This is a genomic window from Promicromonospora sp. Populi (assembly GCF_041081105.1).
Taxonomy (GTDB): Bacteria; Actinomycetota; Actinomycetes; order Actinomycetales; family Cellulomonadaceae; genus Promicromonospora.
Genome location: NZ_CP163528.1, coordinates 658,751 through 682,189, shown reverse-complemented (window position 1 = coordinate 682,189; position 23,439 = coordinate 658,751). Strand labels below are relative to the sequence as shown.

At 71.0% G+C, this 23,439-nt stretch carries 21 protein-coding genes and 1 pseudogene; 11 read left to right on the top strand and 11 right to left on the bottom strand.

Annotation, left to right across the window (positions count from 1 at the left end; all coding sequences use genetic code 11):
- Window positions 1-51: 51 nt before the first annotated feature.
- The 6 genes from AB1046_RS03040 to AB1046_RS03015 form a co-directional block, all read right to left on the bottom strand.
- Entirely contained in the window at window positions 52-1,962 is a 1,911-nt protein-coding gene (locus AB1046_RS03040) for an ABC transporter ATP-binding protein (protein WP_369375556.1), read from the bottom strand.
- Between the two features lie 125 nt (window positions 1,963-2,087).
- Window positions 2,088-3,845 (bottom strand): ABC transporter ATP-binding protein, encoded by a 1,758-nt coding sequence (locus AB1046_RS03035; RefSeq protein WP_369372324.1) that lies wholly within the window; start codon window positions 3,843-3,845, stop codon window positions 2,088-2,090.
- Between the two features lie 67 nt (window positions 3,846-3,912).
- Complete coding sequence (locus tag AB1046_RS03030; protein WP_369372323.1) at window positions 3,913-4,569, bottom strand: TetR/AcrR family transcriptional regulator; 657 nt, start codon at window positions 4,567-4,569, stop codon at window positions 3,913-3,915.
- Between the two features lie 166 nt (window positions 4,570-4,735).
- Window positions 4,736-5,908 carry an SPFH domain-containing protein gene (locus AB1046_RS03025; RefSeq protein ID WP_369372322.1) on the bottom strand — a complete coding sequence of 391 codons (1,173 nt, stop codon included), beginning with the start codon at window positions 5,906-5,908 and terminating at the stop codon, window positions 4,736-4,738.
- An 84-nt stretch (window positions 5,909-5,992) separates the two neighbouring features.
- Entirely contained in the window at window positions 5,993-6,421 is a 429-nt protein-coding gene (locus AB1046_RS03020; protein WP_369372321.1) for an NfeD family protein, read from the bottom strand.
- Window positions 6,422-6,613: 192 nt separating this feature from the next.
- On the bottom strand, window positions 6,614-7,399 hold the full coding sequence (locus AB1046_RS03015) for an ABC transporter ATP-binding protein (protein WP_369372320.1): 786 nt from the start codon (window positions 7,397-7,399) through the stop codon (window positions 6,614-6,616).
- Between the two features lie 43 nt (window positions 7,400-7,442).
- On the opposite strand from AB1046_RS03015, the gene AB1046_RS03010 reads away from it, so the two are divergent.
- Window positions 7,443-8,204, top strand: coding sequence for a hypothetical protein (locus AB1046_RS03010; protein WP_369372319.1), 762 nt, complete (start codon window positions 7,443-7,445; stop codon window positions 8,202-8,204).
- 30 nt (window positions 8,205-8,234) lie between these two features.
- Window positions 8,235-8,750: a hypothetical protein gene (locus AB1046_RS03005; protein ID WP_369372318.1), complete on the top strand. Its 516-nt coding sequence runs from the start codon at window positions 8,235-8,237 to the stop codon at window positions 8,748-8,750.
- Here the strand turns inward: AB1046_RS03005 and glgA are convergent.
- Window positions 8,747-9,952 carry a glycogen synthase gene (gene glgA, locus AB1046_RS03000; RefSeq protein ID WP_369375554.1) on the bottom strand — a complete coding sequence of 402 codons (1,206 nt, stop codon included), beginning with the start codon at window positions 9,950-9,952 and terminating at the stop codon, window positions 8,747-8,749. The genes AB1046_RS03005 and glgA overlap by 4 nt on opposite strands.
- Before the next feature lie 151 nt (window positions 9,953-10,103).
- Here glgA and glgC point away from each other — a divergent pair, with 151 nt between their 5' ends.
- Window positions 10,104-11,345 (top strand): glucose-1-phosphate adenylyltransferase, encoded by a 1,242-nt coding sequence (gene glgC / locus AB1046_RS02995; protein ID WP_369372317.1) that lies wholly within the window; start codon window positions 10,104-10,106, stop codon window positions 11,343-11,345.
- Window positions 11,346-11,451: 106 nt separating this feature from the next.
- Window positions 11,452-12,072, top strand: a complete 621-nt coding sequence (serB, locus tag AB1046_RS02990) for a phosphoserine phosphatase SerB (protein ID WP_369372316.1) — start codon at window positions 11,452-11,454, stop codon at window positions 12,070-12,072.
- 25 nt (window positions 12,073-12,097) lie between these two features.
- Here serB and AB1046_RS02985 read toward each other — a convergent pair whose 3' ends face one another.
- The 3 genes from AB1046_RS02985 to fabG form a co-directional block, all read right to left on the bottom strand.
- Entirely contained in the window at window positions 12,098-12,640 is a 543-nt protein-coding gene (locus AB1046_RS02985; RefSeq protein ID WP_369372315.1) for a histidine phosphatase family protein, read from the bottom strand.
- A 31-nt stretch (window positions 12,641-12,671) separates the two neighbouring features.
- Window positions 12,672-13,442, bottom strand: coding sequence for an enoyl-ACP reductase FabI (fabI, locus tag AB1046_RS02980; RefSeq protein ID WP_369372314.1), 771 nt, complete (start codon window positions 13,440-13,442; stop codon window positions 12,672-12,674).
- A gap of 160 nt (window positions 13,443-13,602) precedes the next feature.
- A complete protein-coding gene (fabG, locus tag AB1046_RS02975) occupies window positions 13,603-14,349 on the bottom strand; it encodes a 3-oxoacyl-ACP reductase FabG (RefSeq protein ID WP_369372313.1) in 747 nt (248 codons plus the stop codon).
- Window positions 14,350-14,611: 262 nt separating this feature from the next.
- On the opposite strand from fabG, the gene AB1046_RS02970 reads away from it, so the two are divergent.
- Genes AB1046_RS02970 through AB1046_RS02960 form a run of 3 tightly spaced genes read left to right on the top strand, consistent with a single transcriptional unit; the run spans window position 14,612 to window position 16,193 of the window.
- A complete protein-coding gene (locus AB1046_RS02970) occupies window positions 14,612-15,007 on the top strand; it encodes a DUF3099 domain-containing protein (RefSeq protein ID WP_369372312.1) in 396 nt (131 codons plus the stop codon).
- 11 nt (window positions 15,008-15,018) lie between these two features.
- Window positions 15,019-15,270, top strand: coding sequence for a hypothetical protein (locus tag AB1046_RS02965; RefSeq protein WP_369372311.1), 252 nt, complete (start codon window positions 15,019-15,021; stop codon window positions 15,268-15,270).
- Window positions 15,267-16,193 (top strand): SURF1 family protein, encoded by a 927-nt coding sequence (locus AB1046_RS02960; protein ID WP_369372310.1) that lies wholly within the window; start codon window positions 15,267-15,269, stop codon window positions 16,191-16,193. The genes AB1046_RS02965 and AB1046_RS02960 overlap by 4 nt, the downstream gene beginning before the upstream one ends.
- 170 nt (window positions 16,194-16,363) lie before the next feature.
- Here the strand turns inward: AB1046_RS02960 and AB1046_RS02955 are convergent, their stop codons facing one another.
- Window positions 16,364-17,962 carry an ABC-F family ATP-binding cassette domain-containing protein gene (locus AB1046_RS02955; protein WP_369372309.1) on the bottom strand — a complete coding sequence of 533 codons (1,599 nt, stop codon included), beginning with the start codon at window positions 17,960-17,962 and terminating at the stop codon, window positions 16,364-16,366.
- 165 nt (window positions 17,963-18,127) lie between these two features.
- On the opposite strand from AB1046_RS02955, the gene AB1046_RS02950 reads away from it, so the two are divergent.
- From AB1046_RS02950 to AB1046_RS02935, 4 genes and pseudogenes are all read left to right on the top strand, one after another.
- Window positions 18,128-18,784 (top strand): hypothetical protein, encoded by a 657-nt coding sequence (locus AB1046_RS02950; RefSeq protein ID WP_369372308.1) that lies wholly within the window; start codon window positions 18,128-18,130, stop codon window positions 18,782-18,784.
- A 55-nt stretch (window positions 18,785-18,839) separates the two neighbouring features.
- Window positions 18,840-19,731: pseudogene (locus AB1046_RS02945) on the top strand (neutral zinc metallopeptidase).
- A gap of 182 nt (window positions 19,732-19,913) precedes the next feature.
- Window positions 19,914-20,747, top strand: coding sequence for an ABC transporter ATP-binding protein (locus tag AB1046_RS02940; RefSeq protein WP_369372307.1), 834 nt, complete (start codon window positions 19,914-19,916; stop codon window positions 20,745-20,747).
- Window positions 20,747-23,377, top strand: coding sequence for an ABC transporter permease (locus AB1046_RS02935; protein ID WP_369372306.1), 2,631 nt, complete (start codon window positions 20,747-20,749; stop codon window positions 23,375-23,377). Before AB1046_RS02940 ends, AB1046_RS02935 begins: the two co-directional genes overlap by 1 nt.
- The last annotated feature ends 62 nt before the right edge of the window (window positions 23,378-23,439 follow it).

Sequence of the window (23,439 nt, the reverse complement as noted above, 5' to 3'; positions counted from 1 at the left end):
AGCGCAACACACCCCGCATTCGTACGGTCGCCCTGAGGCGCACGCCGGCAGCTATGTCGCAGCCGGCTCCTCCGCCACCGGGGCCGCGAACTGGCTCGCGTACAGGCGGGCGTACGCGCCGTTCGCCGCGAGCAGGCCCTCGTGCGAGCCCTGCTCCACGATGTCGCCGTGCTCCATCACCAGGATCACGTCGGCGTCGCGGATCGTGGAGAGCCGGTGCGCGATGACGAACGACGTCCGGTCCTTGCGCAGCCGGTTCATGGCCTCCTGCACCAGCACCTCGGTGCGGGTGTCCACCGACGAGGTCGCCTCGTCGAGCACGAGGATCGCCGGGTCGGCGAGGAACGCCCGCGCGAGCGTGAGCAGCTGCTTCTCCCCCGCGCTGACGCTGGAGCCCTCTTCGTCGACCACCGTGTCGTAGCCGTCGGGCAGGGTCCGCACGAACGGGTCCACGTGGGTCGCCCGCGTGGCGGCGAGGAAGGTCTCCTCGTCCACGCTGGCGCCGTCGGACACGCCGTAGCGGAGGTTCTCCTCGATGGTGCCCTTGAAGAGCCAGGTGTCCTGCAGGACCATCCCGACCGACGAGCGCAGGTCGTCGCGCGACATGTCGCGCGTGTCGACGCCGTCGAGCGTGATGCGCCCGCCGTCCACCTCATAGAACCGCATGAGGAGGTTGACCAGCGTCGTCTTGCCGGCGCCGGTAGGGCCGACGATGGCGATGGTCTGCCCCGGCTCCGCGACCAGGTTCAGCCCGCTGATGAGCGGCTGCTCCGGCGTGTAGGAGAACGTGACGTCCTCGAACGCGACCCGGCCGCGCACCGGCTCGACCTTCTCGGAGTCCTCGGGGTCGGCCGACTGCTCGGGCGCGTCCAGGAGGTCGAACACCCGCTCGGCGGAGGCGACGCCAGACTGCAGCAGGTTCATCATCGAGGCGACCTGCGTGAGCGGCTGCGTGAACTGGCGCGAGTACTGGATGAACGCCTGCACGTCACCCAGCGACAGCGTGCCCGAAGCGACCCGCAGGCCACCGACCACTGCGACGACCACGTAGTTCAGGTTCGCGAGGAACCCCATGGCCGGCTGGATGGTGCCCGAGATGAACTGCGCCTTGAAGCTCGACGAGTACAGCGCGCTGTTCTCTGCTGCGAACGCCTCGGCGGTGGTCTCCTGGTGCCCGTAGACCTTCACGAGCGCGTGGCCGGTGAACGACTCCTCGATCTGCGCGTTGAGACGCCCCGTGGCCGCCCACTGCTCCACGAACTGCGGCTGGCTGCGCTTGGCGATCTGCGCGGTCATGATCACGGACAGCGGCACCGTCACCAGCGCCACGAGCGCCAGGACCGGCGAGATCCAGAACATCATGCCCAGCACACCCACCACGGTCAGGGCCGCGGTCACGAGCTGCGCGAGGGTCTGCGTGGTGGTCTGGGCCACGTTGTCGATGTCGTTGGTGACGCGCGACAGGATCTCGCCGCGCTGCTGCTTGTCCACGTAGGACAGCGGTATGCGGTGCAGCTTCGCCTCCACCTGGTCGCGCAGGTCCCGCATGGTCCGCTGCACGACGCCGGCGGTGATGCGCGCCTGCAGCCAGCCGAACAGGAACGCCCCGAGGTAGGCGGCCACCACCCAGCCGAGGGTCTGCATCAGCAGCGTGAAGTCGATGCCCTGGCCGGGCACCACCCCCGGCACACCCGAGAGCAGGTCGGCCTGCTGGTCCTGGCCCTGCGCGCGCAGGCCCTCGATCGCCTGCTCCGTGGTGATACCCGACGGCAGCCCGGCGCCTACGAAGCCCGCGAAGATCACGTTCGTCGCGTTGCCGAGCAGCTTGGGCCCGAGCACGGTGAGCGCCACCGAGCCGATGCCGAACAGCATGAGCACCACGATGTTCAGGCGCTCGGGCCGCAGCATGCCGGCGAACCGGAGCATCGAGCCCTTGAAGTCCATCGGCTTCTGCACGGGCATGCCCATGTTGGCGAACGGGCCGCCGCCACCCGGCCCGCGGCCCCCGCCGGGACCACCGGGCCCGCGAGCTGGTGCGGCCGCCGCCGTCGTGCCCTGGCTCTCGGCCGGGGTCTTGTCTTCCGCGCTCACGCTGCCTCCTCCAGGCTCATCTGGGACGTCACGATCTCCTGGTACGTCGGGTTGTCGGCCAGCAGCTCCGCGTGCGTGCCGCGGCCGACGATGCGGCCGTGGTCGAGCACCAGGATCTGCTCGGCATCGCGGATGGTCGCCACCCGCTGCGCGACGACGATGACCGTCGCGTCAGCGGTCTGTGGCCGTAGGGCCGCCCGCAGCCGCGCGTCGGTGGCGTAATCGAGGGCGGAGAAGCTGTCGTCGAACAGGTAGATGCGGGGCTTGCGGATCACGGCTCGCGCGATCGCGAGCCGCTGCCGCTGCCCGCCGGAGAACGTCGAACCGCCCTGCGCCACCACGGAGTCGAGACCGTCGGGCAGCGCCTCGATGAAGCTCCTGGCCTGCGCCACCTCGAGCGCCGCCCACATCTCCTCCTCGGTGGCGTCGGGCTTGCCGTACCGGAGGTTGTCCGCGACGGTCCCGGTGAACAGGAACGCCTTCTGCGGCACCAGCCCCATGAGCGAGCCGAGGTCCCGCTGCAGCACGTCGCGCACGTCGATGCCGTCCACGCGGACGGTGCCGCCGGTGGCGTCGAACAGCCGCGGTATCAGGTTCAGCAGCGTCGACTTGCCGGACCCTGTCGAGCCGATGATCGCGGTGATCTGGCCGGGCTCGGCGGCGAACGTCAGGTCGTGCAGCACCGGCGCCTCCGCGCCCGGGTAGCGGAACTCGACGTCCTCGAAGGTGATGCGGCCGCGCGGGCCGCCGCTGCCGTCGTCGTCCGCGACCGGAAGGGCGACCGGCGACTCCGGGTCCACGACGGACGGCTCGGTGTCCAGGACCTCCCCGATCCGATCCGCCGCGACCGCGGCGCGCGGGATCATCATGAAGATCATCGTCGACATCATCACGGCCATGAGGATGTACATGATGTAGCTCAGGAACGCCGTGAGCGAGCCGATCTGCATGCCCCCCGCCTCGATCTCACGGGCACCGAACCACAACACCGCCACGGACGCCAGGTTCATGATGAGCATGACCACCGGGAACGTGAGCGCCATGAGCTGGCCGGCGCGCAGCGAGGTGTCGAACAGCTCCTCGTTCACCGTGCTGAAGCGTTCCCTCTCCCGATGCTCGCGCACGAACGCGCGGACCACGCGCAGGCCGGTGATCTGCTCGCGCAGCACGCCGTTGATGGCGTCGATGCGCTTCTGCATGCGCCGGAAGTGCGGCACCATGCGCCACACGATGACGCCCGCCGAGGCGGCCAGCACCGGAACGATCACAAGCAGCAGCGCCGACATCGACACGTCCTCGGACAGCGCCAGGATCACGCCGCCGACCAGCATGATCGGGGCCATCACCATGATGGTGAACGTCATGAGCACGGTCATCTGGACCTGCTGCACGTCGTTGGTGCCGCGCGTGATCAGCGTCGGCGCGCCGAAGCGGGCCATCTCGCGCGCGGAGTACGTCTGGACGGTGTGGAACAGGTCGCGCCGCAGGTCCCGGCCGAAGGCCGTGGCTACCTTGGCACCGAAGTAGACGGCGACCACGGAGGCGACGACCTGGCCCAGCGACACGACGAGCATCCAGCCGCCGATGCTCCAGATGTGGCCGATGTCGCCGACCACCACACCGCCGTCGATGATGTCCGCGTTCAGGCTGGGCAGATACAACGCCGCGAGCGTCTGCAAGAGCTGCAGGACGAGCACCGCGACCACCGCCCAGCGGTACGGGCCCAGGTACTTCCGGGCAAGCGTGACAAGCATAAAAACAGTTCCCTTCGGGGCTGGGTTCAGTTCTGGGGGGGTCAGGGGGTTCTACGGAAGGTCAGGTCTACGTGCTGCAGGGCTCTGCAGGACCGGCGAGCCCGTTCACCAGGGCGTCGGCCACGACATTGGCGGGGACCGCCGGGAGCAGATGGTCGAAGCGTGCGTGGGCGCCCGTGACCGCCGACTCGATCAGGGAGATCGCGACCTCGACGGGCACGCGGAGGCGGTGCAGGTCGGGAGCGAGCACCGCGGTGATGCCCTCGACGGTAGCCGCGCGCTGCCTCGCCTGCTGGGCCATGAACTCGTCGCGGTACTGGAGCATGCGCTCGTGCTGGTCCTCGGCGGAGCCGGTGAGCGGCGCCATACGGCGCAGCATCGTCATCCAGCGCACCACCTCGACGGCGCGTGCGCGGCCCTGCTCGATGACCAGCTCGACCCGGCGCTCCAGGGGAAGCGACAGGTCCACCGCTGCCAGGTCTGCCCGGATGGTCTCGGGGTTGGCGGCCCGGCCGAGGCCTACGACGGCGACCGCCCCCACCAGGGCGGTCTTGTCACCGAACGCCCGGAACAGGGTGCCCTCCGCGACCCCGGCGGCCTGCGCGAGCTCTCGGCTCGTGACGTCGAGGCTGCGCTCCGCGACCAGCGGGAGCACCGAGTCGATGATCGCCGCCTTGCGGTCCTCCGGCGCCATGGGGGCTGCCCGGCGTCGTGTCTTCTCCATGCCTGCGACGGTAAATGAGTGAGCACTCACTCCGCAACTTCTTATTCCATGAGCGAATCCTCGCGAGACAGAGCTGGGGCCGGAGTGCTGATCCGCACTCCGGCCCCAGTTCTATCTCGCTACGGTTCGCCCGCCACAGCTCTTTGCCGCGCCAGGCGGCCGGTGCTCAGCCGACCGGTGGCGCCGGTGGCGCCGGGGGCGCCGAGGGTGCCGGCGGGGGCGGCGTCGGGCCGCCGGGCTGCTGGCCACGGTCGTGGCGCGGGTCGAAGGGCTCCCCCGACCGGCTGCCGGCGCTCGTCGCGTCGGCGGTCGCGGCCTCAGCCTGACGCTGCGCCTCGGCGAGGGCCTCGCCCGGGTCCTGCAGCACCGGCTGGCCGATGACCGGCGCCGGCGTGGTCGGCCGCGGTCCGCCGGACGGGCCGCCCGCGGGAGGCGTCGGGATGCCCGGTTCGCCGGGCGTACCGCCGAAGCCCTTGGCGATGTTGCCGAGCGCCGCCGTGAACTCCGTGGGGATGACCCAGGTGGTGTTGGACGTCCCGTTGGCGATCTGGGGAAGCATCTGCAGGTACTGGTAGGCCAGCAGCTTCGGGTCGGCGTCACCGCGGTGGATGGCGTCGAAGACCTGGACGATCGCGCGCGACTCACCCTCGGCCCGCAGGATCTGCGACTGGGCGTCACCCTCGGCCCGGAGGATCTGCGACTGCTTCTCACCCTCGGCCGTGAGGATCGCGGACTGCTTGACACCCTCGGCGGTGAGGATCGCGGCGCGGCGGTCCCGCTCGGCGCGCATCTGCTGCTCCATCGCGCCCTGGATGGAGGGCGGCGGCTCGATCGACTTGAGCTCGACCCGGTTGACGCGGATACCCCAGCGCCCGGTCGCCTCGTCGAGCACCCCACGCAGCTGACCGTTGATCTGGTCACGGCTGGTGAGCGTCTGCTCCAGGTCCATCGCACCGATGACGTTACGGAGCGTGGTCACCGTGAGCTGCTCGATGGCCGTGATGTAGTTCGCGATCTCGTAGACCGCGGACTTGGCGTCCGTCACCTGGAAGTAGATGACGGTGTCGATCTCGACCACCAGGTTGTCGCTGGTGATCACCGGCTGCGGCGGGAACGAGACGACCTGCTCACGCAGGTCCACGCCGGCGCGGACCCGGTCGACGAACGGCACCAGCACGTGCAGGCCGGGGTCGAGCGTCTTCGAGTACCGACCGAGGCGCTCGACGACGAGCGCTACCGACTGCGGGACGATCCGCACGGCGCGGATCACCGCGACGATGCCGACGATCACGACCAGGGCAATGATCAGATAGAGCAGGACTTGCCCGAATGACTCCACGACGTCTCCTTACGCGGGCGCCTTGGCCCGCACGGACGATTGTCACGCTTCTGACTTGACTAGCCACGCTTAGGACTTGAGCAGCTACTCCGGCTCGACGACCGCAGTGGCGCCGTCGATCTGGACCACACGAACGCTAGTGCCGGCAGGCAGCAGAGGCGAGCCGGGTACCGCTCGCGCGCTCCACACCTCTCCGCTGAGCTTGATCAGCCCCGACGCCGCGTTGACCTCCTGGACCACGGACGCCGTACGGCCGATGTTCGCCTCCGAGTTGGTGGGCGCCTTCGGCGTGCTGTTGCGCAGGTGGCGGATCAGCGTGGGCCGAAGCGTCACGAGCAGCACCACCGAGGCCACCACAAAGACGACCGCCTGTACCCACAGCTCGGCACCGACCCCGTTCGCGACGGCTGCGGCCAGCGCGCCGCCCGCAAACATGATGAAGACAAAGTCCAACGACAAGAGCTCGATCAGCGCGAATATCAGCCCCGCGCCTACCCACCACAACCACGCCATGGGTTGCTCCCTTCGAGCGTCCACTCCGGCTGGCGGCCGGTCGCCATCGGAACCACTCCGACAGCGGGTCCTCACGGTGAATCTATCGCCACCTCGGACCTTTGCCCGGACTTTACCAAGGTCCACTGACACTGCGGTAGCAAAAAGCGGTGTTTCAACCTGAATTCTTGACGGCGCTGACTATTTCAAGAATCAGCGCGCCGCTCGGGCCAGCCAGCGCCCGCCGCCGTGCGCCACGATGAGCGGCAGCCCGAACGCCGCCGAGAGGTTGTCCGCCGTGAGGACCTCCTCGATCGGCCCGGCGGCCTGGATGCCTGCCTTCTTCATGAGCAGCAGGTGGGTGAACCCCGGCGGGATCTCCTCGACGTGGTGCGTCACGTGCACCAGCACGGGCGAGGCGGGGTCGCTCGCGAGCTCGGACAGCGCGGCCACCAGCTCCTCGCGGCCGCCCAGGTCGAGGCCGGCGCCCGGCTCGTCGAGCAGCAGGAGCTCGGGGTCGGTCATGAGCGCGCGGGCGATCTGCACCCGCTTGCGCTCGCCCTCCGAGAGGGTGCCGTAGGTGCGGTCGGCGAGGTGGTCGACGTCGAACGCCGTCAGCAGGTCCTTGGCGCGCTGCTCGTCGAGCTCGTCGTAGCTCTCGCGCCAGCGCCCGGTCACGCCGTAGGCGGCGGTCAGCACGACGTCGCGCACCGTCTCCGCCGTGGGGAGCCGCTCGGCGAGCGCCGCGCTCGAGATACCGATGCGCGGGCGCAGCTCGAACACGTCGACCCGGCCCAGTGTCGTGTCGAGCACCTTGGCCGTGCCCGACGTCGGGTGCAGGCGCGCCGCGACGATCTGGAGGAGAGTGGTCTTGCCCGCACCGTTCGGGCCGAGCACGATCCACCGTTCCCCTTCGTTCACCTGCCAGTCCACGGAATCGAGGATGGTCGAGGTGCCGCGACGGACGGTGACGCCCGCGAGTTGGAGAACCGAGCTCATGGGCACCGACACTACCCGAGGAGGAGTCATTTACAGTTCTGCGGTGGACACCGATCAGGACCTCCCCCGGAGCGTGCTGCTCGCCCTGTGGCTGCAGGGCATAGGCGACACCTCGGACGCCGTGAAGTCCGTGGTGGGCGACGACGAGCCGCACACCGTGGAGGGGCTACCCGGCTTTGCCGACGGAACCGACCTCGACACCCTCTTCACCGCCTGGACGGTGGGGCCGCGTGAGGTCTGCGCGCTGCTGCCCGCGCCCGGCGACGCGGCGGGCGTCCCCGCCGTGGCCAACCTCGAGGCCACCGAGGCCGGGGAGTGCGTGGTGGTCACGACCCCCGACGGGAGCTGGGCCGCGGTGCCGAAGGTCCGGGCGTTCGGCAGCCACATCGAGCCGGGCCACATGGTGACGTGGCACGTGCTGGAGATCCCCGCGTGGACGACGCTCGTGCTGGGCACGATCGGCTCGCTCTCCGACGCCGAGCGCGAGCTGCGCACGAGCCTGATGACCGCGACGGACGCCCTGGACCAGCTCGACGTCGCCCGCTGGCGCGACGACGCGGCCGACGCCATCGAGCGGATCCGGTCCGCCACGACGTCGTCGTGGCCCGTGCCGCACCTGGAAGGCCGGCGCGCCCGCGTACTCGACCTCGCCGCGCGCCTGCGCGCGATCGTCGCGCTGGGCACGGTGGACGACGGCGGCGCGGTCAACATCTGGCAGGTCGACCAGCGCTCGACGGCGCTCCGCGAGGTGGACCGCACGGCCCGCCACGCCATGAGCGCGGCCACCTACGGCGCGGTGAGCTGACCGGCGTTGGTTCCTATGCAGCGGGTCTGGGTGGTTGGCACGTCCGGATCCGGTAAGACGACACTGGCTCGGGAGCTGGCGGAGCGGCTCGGCGTGCCGCACACGGAGCTCGACGGGCTCTACTGGGGCCGGGACTGGACGCCGCGCGAGGAATTCCTGGCCGACGTCGAGGCCGCCGCCGGCCAGGACACCTGGGTGATCGACGGCAACTACTCCGGCGCGGGCGCCGCGGGCCTGCTCCGCGAGCGCGCCGACACGTTCGTCTTCGTCGATCCGTCGCGCGCCACCGTCATGCGCCGAGTCGTGACCAGGACGCTCCGCCGGATGACCAGCGGCGAGGAGCTGTGGAACGGCAACCGCGAGCGCCTGGACAGCCTGGTCGGCAAGGACTCCGTGGTCCGCTGGGCCTGGACCACCTACGCGGGCAAGCGCGCCGAGTACTCGGCGGCGGTGTCCGACCCGGCCTACGCCCACCTGGCCTACCACCGGCTGCGCACCCGAGCAGACCGGCAAGCGCTCCTGGCCGCCGTGGGCGAGCCTCGCTAGGCGAGCACCCTGCGGTAGACGTCCATGGTGCGGTCGGCTATCGCCGACCAGGCGAAGTGGTCCTCGGCCCGACGGCGGCCGGCGGCCCCCATGTGCGTCGCGGTCTCGGCGTCGGTCGCCACGCGGGTGAGCGCCTCGGCGAGGTCGGCGACGAAGCGGTCGGGATCCAGCGGGGTGCCCGTGCCGTCGTCGGACTGTTCGATCGGGACCAGGAGGCCAGTGACGCCGTCGTCGACCACCTCGGGGATGCCGCCCGTGGCCGTGCCGACCACCGGCAGGCCCACGGCCATGGCCTCAAGGTTCACGATGCCGAGCGGCTCGTAGACGCTCGGGCAGACAAAGACGGTGCAGGCGGCCAGGACGGCGATCAGGTCGGGCCGGGGCAGCATCTCCTCGATCCAGACGACGCCGGTGCGGGACTCGCGCAGGCCCTCGGTGAGGCTCCGGACCTCCGCCATGATCTCGGGAGTGTCGGGCGCCCCGGCGCACAGCACGAGCTGCACCTCCGGCGGCAGCTGGGCGGCTGCCCGCAGCAGGTACGGCAGGCCCTTCTGCCGGGTGATCCGGCCGACGAACACGACGGCAGGCCTGTCCGGGTCGATGCCGTAGCGGCGCGCGGTCGCCTCGGCTGCGGGGTCGCCGATGTCGGGGCGCCGCCAGCCCGTCAGGTCGATGCCGTTGTGCACCACGTGCACGCGCTCCGGGTCGAGCTCCGGGTAGACGCGCAGGATGTCGGCTCGCATGCCCGCCGAGACCGCGATGACGCCGGCAGCGCCCAGGTAGGCGGTGCGTTCCGCCCAGGACGAGAGCGCGTAGCCGCCGCCGAGCTGTTCCGCCTTCCAGGGCCGCAGGGGCTCCAGGGAGTGGGCGGTGACGACGTGCGGCACACCGTGCAGCAGCCCACCCAGGTGGCCGGCCATGTTGGCGTACCAGGTGTGGGAGTGCAGCAGGTCGGCGCCCGCGACATCGTTCGCCATCAGGAGGTCCGTGCCCAGGGTGGCCAGCGCGGTGTTCGCGTCCGCCAGGGCCGACGGCGTGTCGTAGCCCGTGACGCCGGCCGCCTCGGCAGCGGCGTCCCGCGGGCCGTCGAAGCAGCGCACCCGGACGTCGATGTGCGGGCGCAGCACCGCGGCGAGCTCGGTGACGTGCACGCCCCCGCCGCCATAGATGTGCGGCGGGAACTCGCGGGTCAGCAGGTCCACGCGGAATGAGTCCGCGGGGTGCGGGGCGGCTTGGTCGTCGAGGGGAGGGCGGGGGGCGGCAGCGGCGTCGGACACGAGGCTCAACCTAGCGTGCGCGAGATTTCAGCGCGCCACCTGACGGACCGGCGCAAAAGGGCTTAATGTCACCCGTATGGCTCCCGCCCCCCGCGTCCTTGCGATCGTCCTCGCCGGCGGCGAGGGAAAGCGGCTGATGCCGCTCACCGCCGCCCGCGCCAAGCCCGCAGTGCCCTTCGGCGGTATCTACCGACTGGTCGACTTCGCCCTGTCCAACATCGTCAACTCGCGTTACCTGCACGTCGTCGTGCTGACGCAGTACAAGTCGCACTCCCTGGACCGCCACATCTCCAAGACGTGGCGCATGTCGCCGCTGCTGGGGAACTTCGTGGCCCCCGTGCCCGCACAGCAGCGGGTCGGCAAGCACTGGTACCTCGGCAGCGCCGACGCGATCTACCAGTGCCTGAACATCATCGACGACGAGCGCCCCGACATCGTTGTTGTGGTCGGCGCCGACCACGTGTACCGCATGGACTTCTCGCAGATGGTGGACGCGCACATCGAGTCGGGGGCGCGGGCGTCGGTCGCCGCGATCCGGCAGCCGATCGGGATGGCCGACCAGTTCGGCGTCATCGACGTCGACCCCGCCGATCCGACGAAGATCCGCGAGTTCCTGGAGAAGCCGACCAACCCCACGGGCCTGCCCGACTCCCCGGGCGAGGTGCTGGCCTCCATGGGCAACTACGTGTTCGACGCCGATGCGCTGGTCGAGGCCGTCACCAAGGACGCCGCCAACCCCGACTCCCGGCACGACATGGGCGGCGACATCATCCCGGCGTTCGTGGCCCAGGGCGAGGCCGGCGTGTACGACTTCATCCGCAACGACGTGCCCGGCTCCACCGAGCGCGACCGCGGCTACTGGCGCGACGTCGGGACCATCGACTCGTACTACGACGCGCACACGGACCTCATCGCCGTGCACCCCATCTTCAACCTCTACAACTACGACTGGCCCCTGTACACGGGGTACACGGGACTGCCGCCGGCGAAGTTCGTGCACGCCGGGCCGGGGCGCATGGGGCACGCGGCGGAGTCGATCGTGTCGCCGGGCGTGCTCATCTCGGGCGCGCAGGCCGCGGGGTCGGTGCTGTCCCCCGGTGTGCACCTGCACTCCTGGTCGAACGTGTCGAACTCGGTGCTGATGGACGACGTCCAGGTGCACCGGTACGCGCACGTGCACCGGGCGATCGTCGACAAGAACGTGGTGGTCAACGAGCGGGCCCGCATCGGCGTGGACCACGAGGAGGACCGCGCACGGGGCTTCACGGTCACGAAGAGCGGCCTGACGGTGGTCCCCAAGGGCACGGTCGTCGACTGACCCAGCTCCCCTTTGAGTCCTAGGTTTCTTCGCTTTGAGCCGGCTCAAAGCGAAGAAACCTAGGACTCGAAGACTCCCGGACCGGTGGTCCGGCAGACTGGGGCGCGTGAAGCGACTCATCGTGTCCGACGCCGACTCCACGTTCTTCCGCCAGGAGGTGATCGAGCTGATCGCCGAGCACGCCGGCACCAAGGACGAGGTCGCGGCAATCACCGAGCGCGCGATGCGCGGCGAGCTCGACTTCGCGGCGTCCCTGCGGGAGCGGGTCGCGACGCTGGCCGGCGTGCCCGTCGAGGCTCTGGAAAAGGTGCGTGCCGCCGTCGAGCTGATGCCGGGGGCGCGTGAGCTGGTGGCCGAGTGCCAGGCCCGCGGCTGGGCGTTCGGGCTGGTCTCGGGCGGGTTCGAGGAGGTCGCCGGTCCGATCGCACACGACCTCGGGATCGAGCTGGTGCGCGCCAACCGGCTCGAGGTGACAGGCGGCGTCCTGACCGGCCGGACCGTCGGACCCGTGATCGACCGCGCCGCCAAGGCCGCGACGCTGCGCGAGTGGGCCGAGAAGCTAGACATCCCTCTGGAGCACACGGTCGCGGTGGGCGACGGCGCCAATGACCTCGACATGATCGCGCTGGCCGGCGTGGGCGTCGCGTTCAACGCCAAGCCCGTCGTCCGGGCGCAGGCCGCCCACGCGATAGAAGGCCGCCTGGACGCCGTCCTCGACCTCCTCTGACGGCCGGCCCCGCCGACCAACAGGGTCAGGCGTTCGGGCGGGTTACCTCCGTCAGGCGGGCCATCTTGCGGTCCCAGGCCGACCAGTCCTCGTCGGCCTCCAGCACCGCGTACGTCGCCGTCGGGACGCCGACACGCACCTGCGCGAGGGCGCCGTCCTCCGAACCCGGACCGGCCAGGAGCTCGGCGGTGGCCGCCATGGCGGGCTCATGACCGATCACGAGGACGGTCCGGGTTGCGGGGTCCAGCTCGCGCACCAGAGCGAGGACACCACGTGGCATCGCTCCCAGCAGGTCGTCGGTGAAGGACACCGCCGGTTCGCCGAGATGCTTGCGCGCGAGGTCCCACGTCTGGCGCGTGCGCAGCGCCCCGGAGACGAGGACGGCGTCGGGCACGAGGCCTGCCGCGACCAGCGCCGCGCCGACCTTCACCGCCTGTTCCCGGCCACGCAGCGCGAGCGGCCGCTGCTCGTCGGAGAGTTCCGACGGCGGCTCCGCCTTCGCGTGCCGGAGCAACACCAGACGCCGAGACGGCGATGTGGTGGGCTCCGTGCCCGACGCTCTGCCCATCAAAGCCTCCAGCCCATCTATTGATCCATGCTCATTGACCCATGGCGTGCACGCCGCCGTCGACGTGCACGATCTCACCGGTGGTCGCCGGGAACCAGTCCGACAGGAGCGCGACCACGCCGCGCGCGGCCGGCTCTGCGGTGGTCTGGTCCCAGCCGAGCGGGGCTCGGGTAGGCCAGGCGTCCTCCATCGTCGCGAAGCCCGGGATGGACTTGGCGGCGGTGGTCCGGATCGGTCCTGCCGAGATGAGGTTGCACCGGATGCCTTCGGGGCCGAGGTCGCGCGCCAGGTAGCGGTTCGCGGACTCCAGGCCGGCCTTGGCCACACCCATCCAGTCGTAGACCGGCCAGGCGAACTGCGCGTCGAACGTCAGCCCGACGACGGAGCCGCCGTCGGTCATCAGCGGCTTGGCCGCCACGGCGATCGACTTGTACGAGAACGTGGAGACGTGCAGCGCGGTGGCGACGTCCTCCCAGGTGCCCGTGAGGAAGTTGCCGCCCATGACGGACTGCGGCGCGAACCCGATCGAGTGCACCAGGCCATCGATCCGGTCGAAGCCCGCCGCACGCACCGCGTCGGCCAGGCCGTCGAGGTTCTCCTGGCTGGTGGCGTCCAGCTCGACCACCGGAGCCTCGACGGGCAGGCGCTTGGCAAAGGCCTGGGTGAGCTTCATCTGTCGCCCGAAGGACGAGAGCACAACCTGTGCACCCTCCTCCTGAGCGAGCCGGGCGGCGTGGAACGCGATCGACGAGTCCGTCAGCACGCCCGTGATGAGCAGCTGCTTACCTTCGAGGAGACCCATGTTGTCCTTCCGTTTCTGCGCAGGCGTGCCGAGGCGACCCCTGCGCTGGGTGCGAGCGTAATGCGGATTGCGGCGTGGAACGAAACTCCGCGCCGTGTTTGGTGGCAAGAATGTTGGATATGTACGGGCGAAACCGCAGGTAGCGGCGCCGGCGTGGGGGTCAGTGCCCCATCCCGAGCCCGCCATCGACGGGGATGACGGCGCCGGTGACGTAGCCCGCGGCTTCGGACGCGACGAACGAGACCACCGATGCGATCTCGTCGGTCGCAGCGAACCGGGCGGCCGGGATGGTCTTCAGATAGCCCTCGCGCACGTTCTCGGGGAGCGCGGCGGTCATGTCGGTCTCGACATAGCCCGGCGCGACGACGTTGGCCGTGATGCCGCGCGCGCCGAGCTCGCGGCTGATCGAGCGGGCCATGCCCACCAGAGCCGCCTTGGACGACGAGTAGTTGACCTGGCCGGTGCCGCCGGACAGGCCGACGATCGAGCCGACCAGCACGATGCGCCCCTTGCGGGCCCGGATCATGCCCTTGGACGCGCGGCGCACGCAGCGGAACGTCCCCGTGAGGTTCACGTTGACCACCGACTCGAAGTCCTCGTCGCTCATCCGCATGAGGAGCTGGTCCTTGGTCACCCCGGCGTTGGCGACCAGCACCTCGACGGGTCCCAGGTCGGCCTCGATGGCGGTGAACGCGGCGTCGACGGCCGCGGTGTCCGTGATGTCGGCCACATAGCCCTCGACACCCTTGGGCAGGTCGCCACCGCGGTAGATCGTGGCGACACGGTCGCCGTCGGCCACAAAACGCTCGGCGATGGCGCGGCCGATGCCGCGAGCGGCACCCGTCACGACTACTACGCGGCCCGAGGGGCCTGCGGCAAAGCTGTCACTGGCAGGCGTGGTGGTCACCTGTTGCTCCTCGATGCTGGATCGTGCTGCACGGGAGGCCGCGCGAGGCTGGGGCCCGCGGCCGGCACCTGGGGTGGATCCAGGCCCGCTGCGACGCTACCCCGCGCGTCGCGCGCACGCCGCGCACGGCGTGCCACAGGGATCTGCGGTTCCTTGTGGGTTTCCTACAGCGACTCCGGCGCGTCGGGGTGCGTGTCATGGGCCAGTGAACAGCACCGACGAGACGTGCCGGGCGGGTTCCCGGCGCACGTAGACTGCAAGCATGAGCGAGCCGGTCCCTTCCATCACCTCGGCCCCCGAGCCGCTGGCGGTGGACCAGGCGCGCCGCACCCGCAGCTACCTCATCCAGATGTCGATCCGGGTGGTCTGCATCATCGGCGCCGTCGTGGTGGACGGCTGGCTCCGGTGGGCGCTGGTCGCCGCCGCGGTGGTGCTCCCGTACTCGGCTGTGCTCATCGCCAACTCCGGGCGGGACCACGTCACGCACGACACCTCCCCCGTCACGCCCCAGCCCGCCCCGGCGCTCACGGAGCTGCCCGACGTCGCTGCGCCCGCCCCGGGCGCACCCGCCCCGGGCGCCGCTGGCGATGGCCCGGACTCCCCCGGTGTCCCGACCGCGCCCGGTGCCGGGCGCGTCATCGACCACGTGGACGACTGAGGGGAGCACCGATGGATCTCCTCGGCGCCTTTGGCCCCTCCCCCGATCCCGTGCCCGACGGCGAGCTGATCTGCAGCGCGAAGGGCTGCCGTGCTCAGGCCTCGTGGGGGCTGCTGTGGAACAACCCCAAGCTGCACACGCCGCAGCGACGCAAGGTGTGGCTCGCGTGCGACGAGCACCGCGAGCACCTTGAGCAGTTCCTGGCGTCACGGTCGTTCTGGAAGCAGACGGTGGCGGTGGCGGAGCTGGACCGGTCGTCGTGAACGAGAGCAGCACTGCCGACGAGTCCCGCGGCCCCCGCACCACCCGGCAGTGGGTGATCCTCGCGGTGGCCGCCCTCGTGCTCGCCGCGCTGTGCCTGGTGGCGGGGCGTTGGCAGTGGAACCGGTACGAGACGCGCGAGGCCGAGATCAACCTCATCGAGGCCAACTGGTCGGCACCCGCCGTGCCGCTGGGCGAGGTGCTGGACGGGCCCGGCGCGGTGCTCCCCACCTCCGAGGTCTGGCGGCCGGTCGAGCTGGAGGGGCACTACGTCACCGACGCGACGGTGCTGCTGCGCAACCGGCCCGTCGCCGGGCGCAACGGGTACCACGTGCTGGTTCCCTTCGAGACCCAGGTCGACGGTCAGGACGTCGTGATCGTGATCAACCGCGGCACGGTCCCGCTCGGGCGCGACGCGCAGGGTCCCGACGCGGTCCCCGCGCCGCCGTCGGGCACCGTGACCGTCGTGGCGTCCCTGCGGGCGGACGAACCGGCGTCAGACCGCGGCACGCCGCCCGGGCAGGTCCAGGCCATCTCGACGGCCCAGGTGCTCGCGGCGGGGCCCGAAGGGGCCGCGTGGGCCGCGGGCCGCACCGTCGGCGCGTACGGCGCGCTGCGCACGGAGGAGCCGGCGCCCGACGTCGAGCTCGCCACCCTGCCGAAGCCCGACACCGACCCGGGGTCGCACCTGTCGTACGCGTTCCAGTGGTGCATCTTCGCGCTCGGCGCGATCGGCGGGTACATCCTGCTGTGGCGCCGCGAGCGCGGGGCGCTCCGCGGCGAGACGGTCTCGGCGGGCGACCTCCTGCTCGCCTCGGCCGACGCGGACGACGCCGCTGGTGTGCGGGCGCGCAGGCAGCCGCGCGACCGCCGTCCGACCCCCGAGGACGAGGAAGACGCGCTGATCGAGGCGCAACTGCACTGACCGTGGTCGCCGGGGCGACTACACGTCTGCGGAGTGTGTTGCGCTGCGTAGACAATGTCTACGCAGCGCAACACACTCCGCAGGTGTAGTGGTTCCCCCGGCCGGGCTCGCCCGGTGGGGGCGTCAGGCTCTATCTATTTCGCCTGAGCCGGCGGTTCCGCACCTCTGGCTCAGGCCAGGGAGACCAGTTCCTGGTAGCTGTCGTTCCAGAGGTCCTCGTCGCCGTCGGGCAGGAGCAGGACGCGCTCGGGCTCCAGGGCTTCCACGGCGCCGTCGTCGTGAGTCACCATCACTACCGCGCCCTCGTACGTCTTCAGGGCGCCGAGGATCTCGGCGCGCGACGCGGGGTCGAGGTTGTTGGTCGGCTCGTCGAGCAGCAGCACGTTCGCGCCGGACACGACGATCGTCGCCAGCGCCAGGCGCGTCTTCTCGCCGCCGGACAGCACGTTGGTCGGCTTGTAGGCGTCGTCCCCGCTGAACAGGAACGAGCCGAGCACCGAGCGCACCTGCGTGTCCGTGAGGTCGGGCGCGGCGTGCCGCAGGTTCTCCACGACCGTCACGTTCATGTCGAGCGTGTCGTGCTCCTGCGCGTAGTAGCCGAGCTTGAGCCCGTGGCCGGGCTCCACCTGGCCGGTGTCGGGCGCCTCGACGCCCGCGAGGATACGGAGCAGCGTCGTCTTGCCGGCTCCGTTGAAGCCGAGGATGACCACGCGGGACCCGCGGTCGATCGCGAGGTCCACCCCGGCGAACACCTCCTGGGACCCGTACGCCTTGGACAGGCCGCTCGCGGTCAGGGGTGTGCGCCCGCAGGGCGCCGGCGTCGGGAAGCGCAGGTTGGCCACGCGGTCGGAGACGCGCTCGGCCTCCAGGCCGGACATCATCTTCTCGGCGCGCTTGATCATGTTCTGCGCGGCTGTGGCCTTGGTCGCCTTGGCGCGCATCTTCTCGGCCTGGGCGAGCAGCGTGCCCGCCTTCTTCTCGGCGTTGGCCCGCTCGCGCCGACGACGCCGCTCGTCCGTGTCGCGCTGCTCCAGGTAGCTGTCCCAGCCCAGGTTGTACTGGTCGAGCTCACCCCGGTTGGCGTCCAGGTGGAACACCTTGTTCACGGTGGCGCGCAGCAGGTCGGTGTCGTGGCTGATCACGATGAACCCGCCGTTGTACGCCTTGAGGTAGTCGCGCAGCCACATGATCGAGTCCGCGTCGAGGTGGTTCGTGGGCTCGTCCAGGAGCAGCGTCTCGACGCCGCTGAACAGGATGCGGGCCAGCTCGATCCGGCGGCGCTGACCACCGGAGAGCGTGCCGAGCGGCTGCGCCAGCACCCGGTCGTCCAGGCCCAGGTTCGCGGTGATGATCTGCGCCTCGGACTCGGCGGCGTACCCGCCGGCGGCCAGGAACCGCGCCTCCAGCTTGGGGTAGCGCTCCATCGCGGCCTCTTGGGTGGCGACGTCCGCCGACGCCATCTCGCCCTCGGCCGCGCGCATCTTCGCGATGACCTTGTCCAGGCCCCGCGCGGACAGCACGCGGTCCATCGCCAGGACCTCGAGGTCACCAGTGCGCGGGTCCTGCGGCAGGTAGCCGATGTCGGTGCCGCGCACGATCTGCCCGCCCGTCGGCTGGGTCTCCCCCGCCAGCGTCTTGGTCAGCGTGGTCTTGCCGGCACCGTTCCGGCCGACCAGGCCGATCCGGTCGCCCGAGGCGACCCGGAAGGTCGCCTCGCTCAGCAGCACGCGCGCGCCGACGCGCAGCTCGACGCCATGGGCAGTGATCACGCAGGTCATTCCTCACAGTTAGGGGTGGTGTTTCGTCGTCCGGCCCACGGCGGCGGGGGCCGGACCAGTCTACGGGGTCGAGGCCAGGGATTACGGTGCGTTGCCTCACGCCCCGCTTCACTGCCAGAACGCGCGCGTGCACCATCACGGACGTACCGTCCGCCCATGGGCACTGACTTACCCAGCGTTCCCGTGGAGATCGCCGACGCACTGCCTCGTCTCCGTATCGACGGCCTTGGTCGCGGTGATGACCTCACCCGCAACCAACCGGCGAAGCACCTGATCGACCGTCGGCGCACCTACTTTCGCCAGCATTCCGGCGCGGTGCTCCGTGGCCGGCTGCGCGGACGTCCCGACGAGCAGCTCCGCGCGATGCGGCACCGGATCACCGGCGCACGGGCCACAGCCAGGGAGCTCTGGGCGCTCGTGGCTCAGCGCCCCACCTGGCGCGTCCTGCAGTCGGTCCAGTCCGACGGCGGCGCCCTGGAGCTCGACCAGCTCGTGATCGGGCCGGGCGGCGTCTTTGTCATTCACAGCGTGTTCCGGCCCACGCACCCCGTCACCGCCGACGCCGCCTGGAACGAGGCACGCCGCACCCAGGAGATCCTGGTTCGGGCGACGAGGGTGCCCATCACCGTGCAGCCGGTGATCGTGTTCGTCCGCACCGCCCAGCCGCAGGTCGAAGGCTCGAGCGACGGTGTCGAGGTGCTGACCACGGGCGAGCTCGTGCCGTGGCTCAAGCGCCGGAGGACCGTGCTCACCGAGCGCGAGCTGGAGGTCGTGTACCTGGCGGCCCGCGACCGGCAGACGTGGGCCGGCTGACGTTCACCTCAGCAGGCTGGGTGTGGCGGCGCCCCCGTCGCGGTAGCGTTACCAGGTGACTTTCAGCGAGGGCGGACAGTTCGAGGGCGGCCGGGTTCGCAAGGGTGGCGGACGCCGCGGCGCCGTCGTCGCGGGCGGAGGTGGCGTCGCGGTGATCGTCATCGCGCTGCTGTACACGGTGCTGACCGGCAACAGCCCGGCGGACATCCTCGGCGGCACCACCTCGGACCCCGGGGCCGGCGGCGAGCAGGGCTTCGTCGGCGAGTGCACGGCGGAGCAGGCGAACAGCGATCCCGAGTGCCAGGCTCAGCGGTGTCGTCGACTCCCTGGACGTGTACTGGGCAGCGACGCTCCCCGAGCAGGGCGGGGTCGAGTACGAGCTGCCCGAGGTCGTCAGCTTCACGGGCGGCGTCGACACCGGCTGCGGCTCGGCGACGTCGGACACCGGGCCGTTCTACTGCCCGGCCGACACGACCGTGTACGAGGACCTCGCCTTCTACGACCAGCTCTCCAGCCAGTTCGGCGCCGAGGGCGGGCCGCTGGCGGAGATGTACGTGACGGCGCACGAGTTCGGGCACCACATCGAGAACCAGCTCGGGCTGTTCGAGCAGGCCGACCGGTCGGGCACGGGCCCCGAGTCCGACTCCGTGCGGATCGAGCTCATGGCCGACTGTCTCGCCGGGATGTGGGCGGGCAACGCCGCGACCACCGAGGACCCGGATACGGGCGTGCCGTTCCTCGAGCCCATCACCGAGGACGAGCTGAACCAGGCACTGTCGGCCGCAGCGGCCGTGGGCGACGACAACATCCAGCGCCGGTCCGGCGGCGACGTGAACCCCGAGGCGTTCTCCCACGGCTCCAGCGAGCAGCGCGTGCGCTGGTTCACGACCGGCTACAACGGCGGCACCATCGCGGACTGCAACGCCCTGGACGCCTCCACCCTCTGAAGTCCCTCTACTGGTGATCCCTCATGTTCGACGCCAGCGGCGTACGACCGGGGTATGACGCGGCCCAGGCAGGATCAGGCCGAGGCCTGATGCCCTGGGCCGGCTCGGCTCCGTAGGTTCGACCTGCAGCGTTGATACCTGACGCGGCGTTCGCACCCAGCAGCGTGATCGAGGAGATTTTCGTGGATACCACCGTGTACTTCCCGGCCGACCAGCCGGCCCCTGCGTCCGGCCCCGCCACCCGCGCCGTTCGTGCTCGGGGTCTGGCGAAGACGTATGGCGGGGGTGAGGCGGTGGTGCGGGCGTTGGACGGGGTGGATGTTGACTTCGAGCAGGGTCGGTTTACCGCGATCATGGGGCCGTCGGGGTCGGGTAAGTCGACGCTGATGCACCTGCTGGCCGGGTTGGACACGGCCACGGGTGGGCAGGCGTTTCTCGGGGAGACGGAGATCACCGGTCTGGGGGACAAGGCGCTGACGCGGTTGCGTCGCGACCGGGTGGGGTTCGTGTTCCAGCAGTTCAACCTGTTGCCGATGTTTACCGCGGAGCAGAACATCACGTTGCCGGTCGAGCTGGCCGGCGGCACGGTGGACCGGGCGTGGTTTGACACCCTGGTGGAGACCCTCGGGCTGGGTGGCCGGTTGACCCACCGTCCCGGGGAGCTCTCGGGTGGGCAGCAGCAGCGCGTCGCGATCGCTCGGGCGTTGATCGCGCAGCCGGACGTGGTGTTCGCGGACGAGCCGACCGGCAACCTCGATTCGCGTTCCGGCGCCGAAGTCCTCAGCTTTTTGCGGCGTTCGGTCCGGGAGCTGGGGCGCACGATCATCATGGTCACGCATGACCCGTCGGCGGCCGCGTACGCGGACCGGGTGGTATTGATCGCGGACGGGCGGATCGCGGGCGACATCTCCGACCCGACTCCCGAGTCCGCGATGGCCGGCCTGGACGCCCTACGCACCCTCGAACCCGCCATCGCCACCAGCCCCGCCACCGGCACCACCGGGACCGGTATCTGATGGCCACCTCCTTCCCCACCGCACGCCTCACCCTGGGGCAGATGCGCCGCAGCACCGGCCGCCTCACCGCGGCCGGCGTCGCGATCCTGATCAGCACGGCATTCGTCACCGTGACGCTGCTGGCCGGCGGCGTCATCCAGGGCACCACCCACGACATGGTGGCGGCGCAGTACGCGGACGCCGACGTCGTCGTGTCCACCGGCGCACAGTCGCAGATCTCGTTCTCCACCGCCGACATCGACGCGATCAGTGCCGTCGACGGCGTCGAGACCGTCCAGCCCGCCGTGAGCTGGTCGGGCGAGCTGCGCAACGGCGGCCAGGGCGGCTACCAGAACTTCGTCCCGGCTCCGGAGGACCCGCGGCTCTCGCCGCTCGAGCTGACCGACGGCGCCTGGCCCACCGCCTCCGACGAGGTGGCGCTCACGCCGGAGGTCGCCGAGCGGCTCGGGGTCGGCCTGGGCGACACGGCGACGCTCACGCGGACCCTGTACCCCGAGGGCTGGGCCGAGAGCGAGGCGATGGACCCGGCTGAAGAGCTCGGCGAGCCGGAGGAGGTCACCGAGACGCTGACCGTCACCGGCCTTGCCGCGGACCCCTACGGCGCCTACTCGGTCTTCGGCGGCGCCGCCGCGGTCACTACCGCCACGCTCGACGCCTGGAACGCGGACGAGCCGTTTCCGAACACGGTCAGCGATCTGCTCATCACCCTCGACACCGCGCCGACCGGCGACACCGTCCCGGCAGCCCTGAGCGCCGCTGTCCAGGAGGCCGCCGGCGACGCCACCGCGGCCGGTGCGCAGGTCTCTGTCCAGACCACCGAGGCGGTGGCCACGGAGCAGACCGCGGCGCAGACCGGCGGCCAGGACCTCGTCTTCTTCGTGTTCGTCATGACGTTCGCCGCCATCGCGCTGCTGATCGCCGCCATGGTCATCACCAACACGTTCCAGGTGCTCGTGGCCCAGCGGACCCGCACCCTCGCCCTCCTGCGCTGCATCGGGGCGGGGACCAGCCAGCTCTACCGCAGCGTGCTGCTGGAGGCCGCGATCCTCGGTGTGATCGCCTCGGCAGCGGGCATCCTGACTGGTGTGGTGCTCGCCCAGGTGGCGCTGATGGTGGCGCCCAGCTTCGACCTCGGCGTGCCGCTCCCGGCGGCCATCGCCCTGACCTGGCAGTCGATCGTGCTGCCGCTGGCCGTCGGCACGGGTGTGACGGTCCTGGCCGCACTCGCCCCCGCCCGCTCGGCTACCCGCGTCGCGCCGCTGGCCGCGCTGCGGCCGTCCGACGCCCCGACGCTGCGCGCCCGTTCCGGCCGCGCCCGCCTCGTGATCTCGCTCCTGTGCCTGGTGGGCGGTTTCGGGGCGCTCGGCCTCGGCGTCGCACTCGGGATGGGCGGCAACCCGCAGTTCGGCCTCATCGCGGCCGTCGGTGGTGGCGCGCTCGCCTTCTTCGGCGTCGTGCTGAGCGCGGTGCTCTGGCTGCCGCGAGTCGCGGCGGGCCTGGGCTCCCTCGTGTCCCGGACCGGTCCGGCGTCTCGCCTCGCGGTCGCCAACACGCTGCGCAACCCGCGCCGCACGGCGGCCACCTCCACGGCGCTGCTCATCGGCGTCACGCTGGTCACCATGATGTCCACGGGCGCCGCCAGCGCCCGGGTATCCGCGGAGAACATGCTCGACGAGTCGTTCCCGTACGACGTGAGCGTCTCGACGTCGCCCGAATACCTCGACGGCATGCTCGACGCCGTCGCCGACACCCCCGGGATCACCGCCACCACGCTCGTCACCAACGCGACGGTCGACCTCGGTGGCCTCGAGGGTATGGGGGTCACGGCGGCCGATCCCGCGGAGCTGGCAGCCGTGGTGAACGTGCCCGACGAGGCGGCTCGCCTCACGGACGGCTCGATCCTCCTGTCCCAGGAGGCGGCCGACTCGCTGTCCGTCGGCGACGGCGACAGCCTGACCGCCACCGGCCCGGCCGGCTCGACCGACCTGACCGTCGTCATCACGGCCGGAGGCACGCTCAACCGCACCATCACGACCGGGGATCTCGGCCGGCTGTTCTCCGACGCCGACATCGAGACCCAGACCTACACCGACGTCTGGGCGCACATCTCGGGTGGCGAACCCATGGATGTGCTCACGGACGTCCAGGACGCGGCCGCGCAGGTCGACGGCGACGCGTTCGTCATGGGTCCGGCCGCCCAGGCCGCGCAGTTCCGGCAGGTCGTGGACGTCATCCTCGGCATCGTGGTGGGGCTGCTCGCCGTCGCCGTGGTGATCGCCCTGGTCGGCGTGACCAACACGCTGTCTCTGTCGGTCATCGAGCGGACCCGCGAGTCCGCGACCCTGCGTGCCATCGGCCTGAGCACGGCGCAGCTGCGCGGCATGCTCGCCGTCGAGGGCATCCTGATCGCCGGCGTCGGCGCGGTGCTCGGCATCGTGCTCGGCCTGGTGTTCGGCTGGTCCGGGGCGGCGACCGCCCTGGCCATCATGGGCGACGTGCACTACGCCGTCCCGTGGACGGACATCGTGGTGGTCCTGGGCGTCGCCCTCGTCGCCGGATTCCTCGCGTCGGTCGTGCCGGCGCGGGCCGCGGCCCGCACGTCGCCGGTGGCGGCGCTCGGGGTGGAGTGACGGTGGCCTGGCGCTGAGTTGGCGCCGGGGCGCCGGGGCTGGGGCTTGACGGCGGCGGCGGG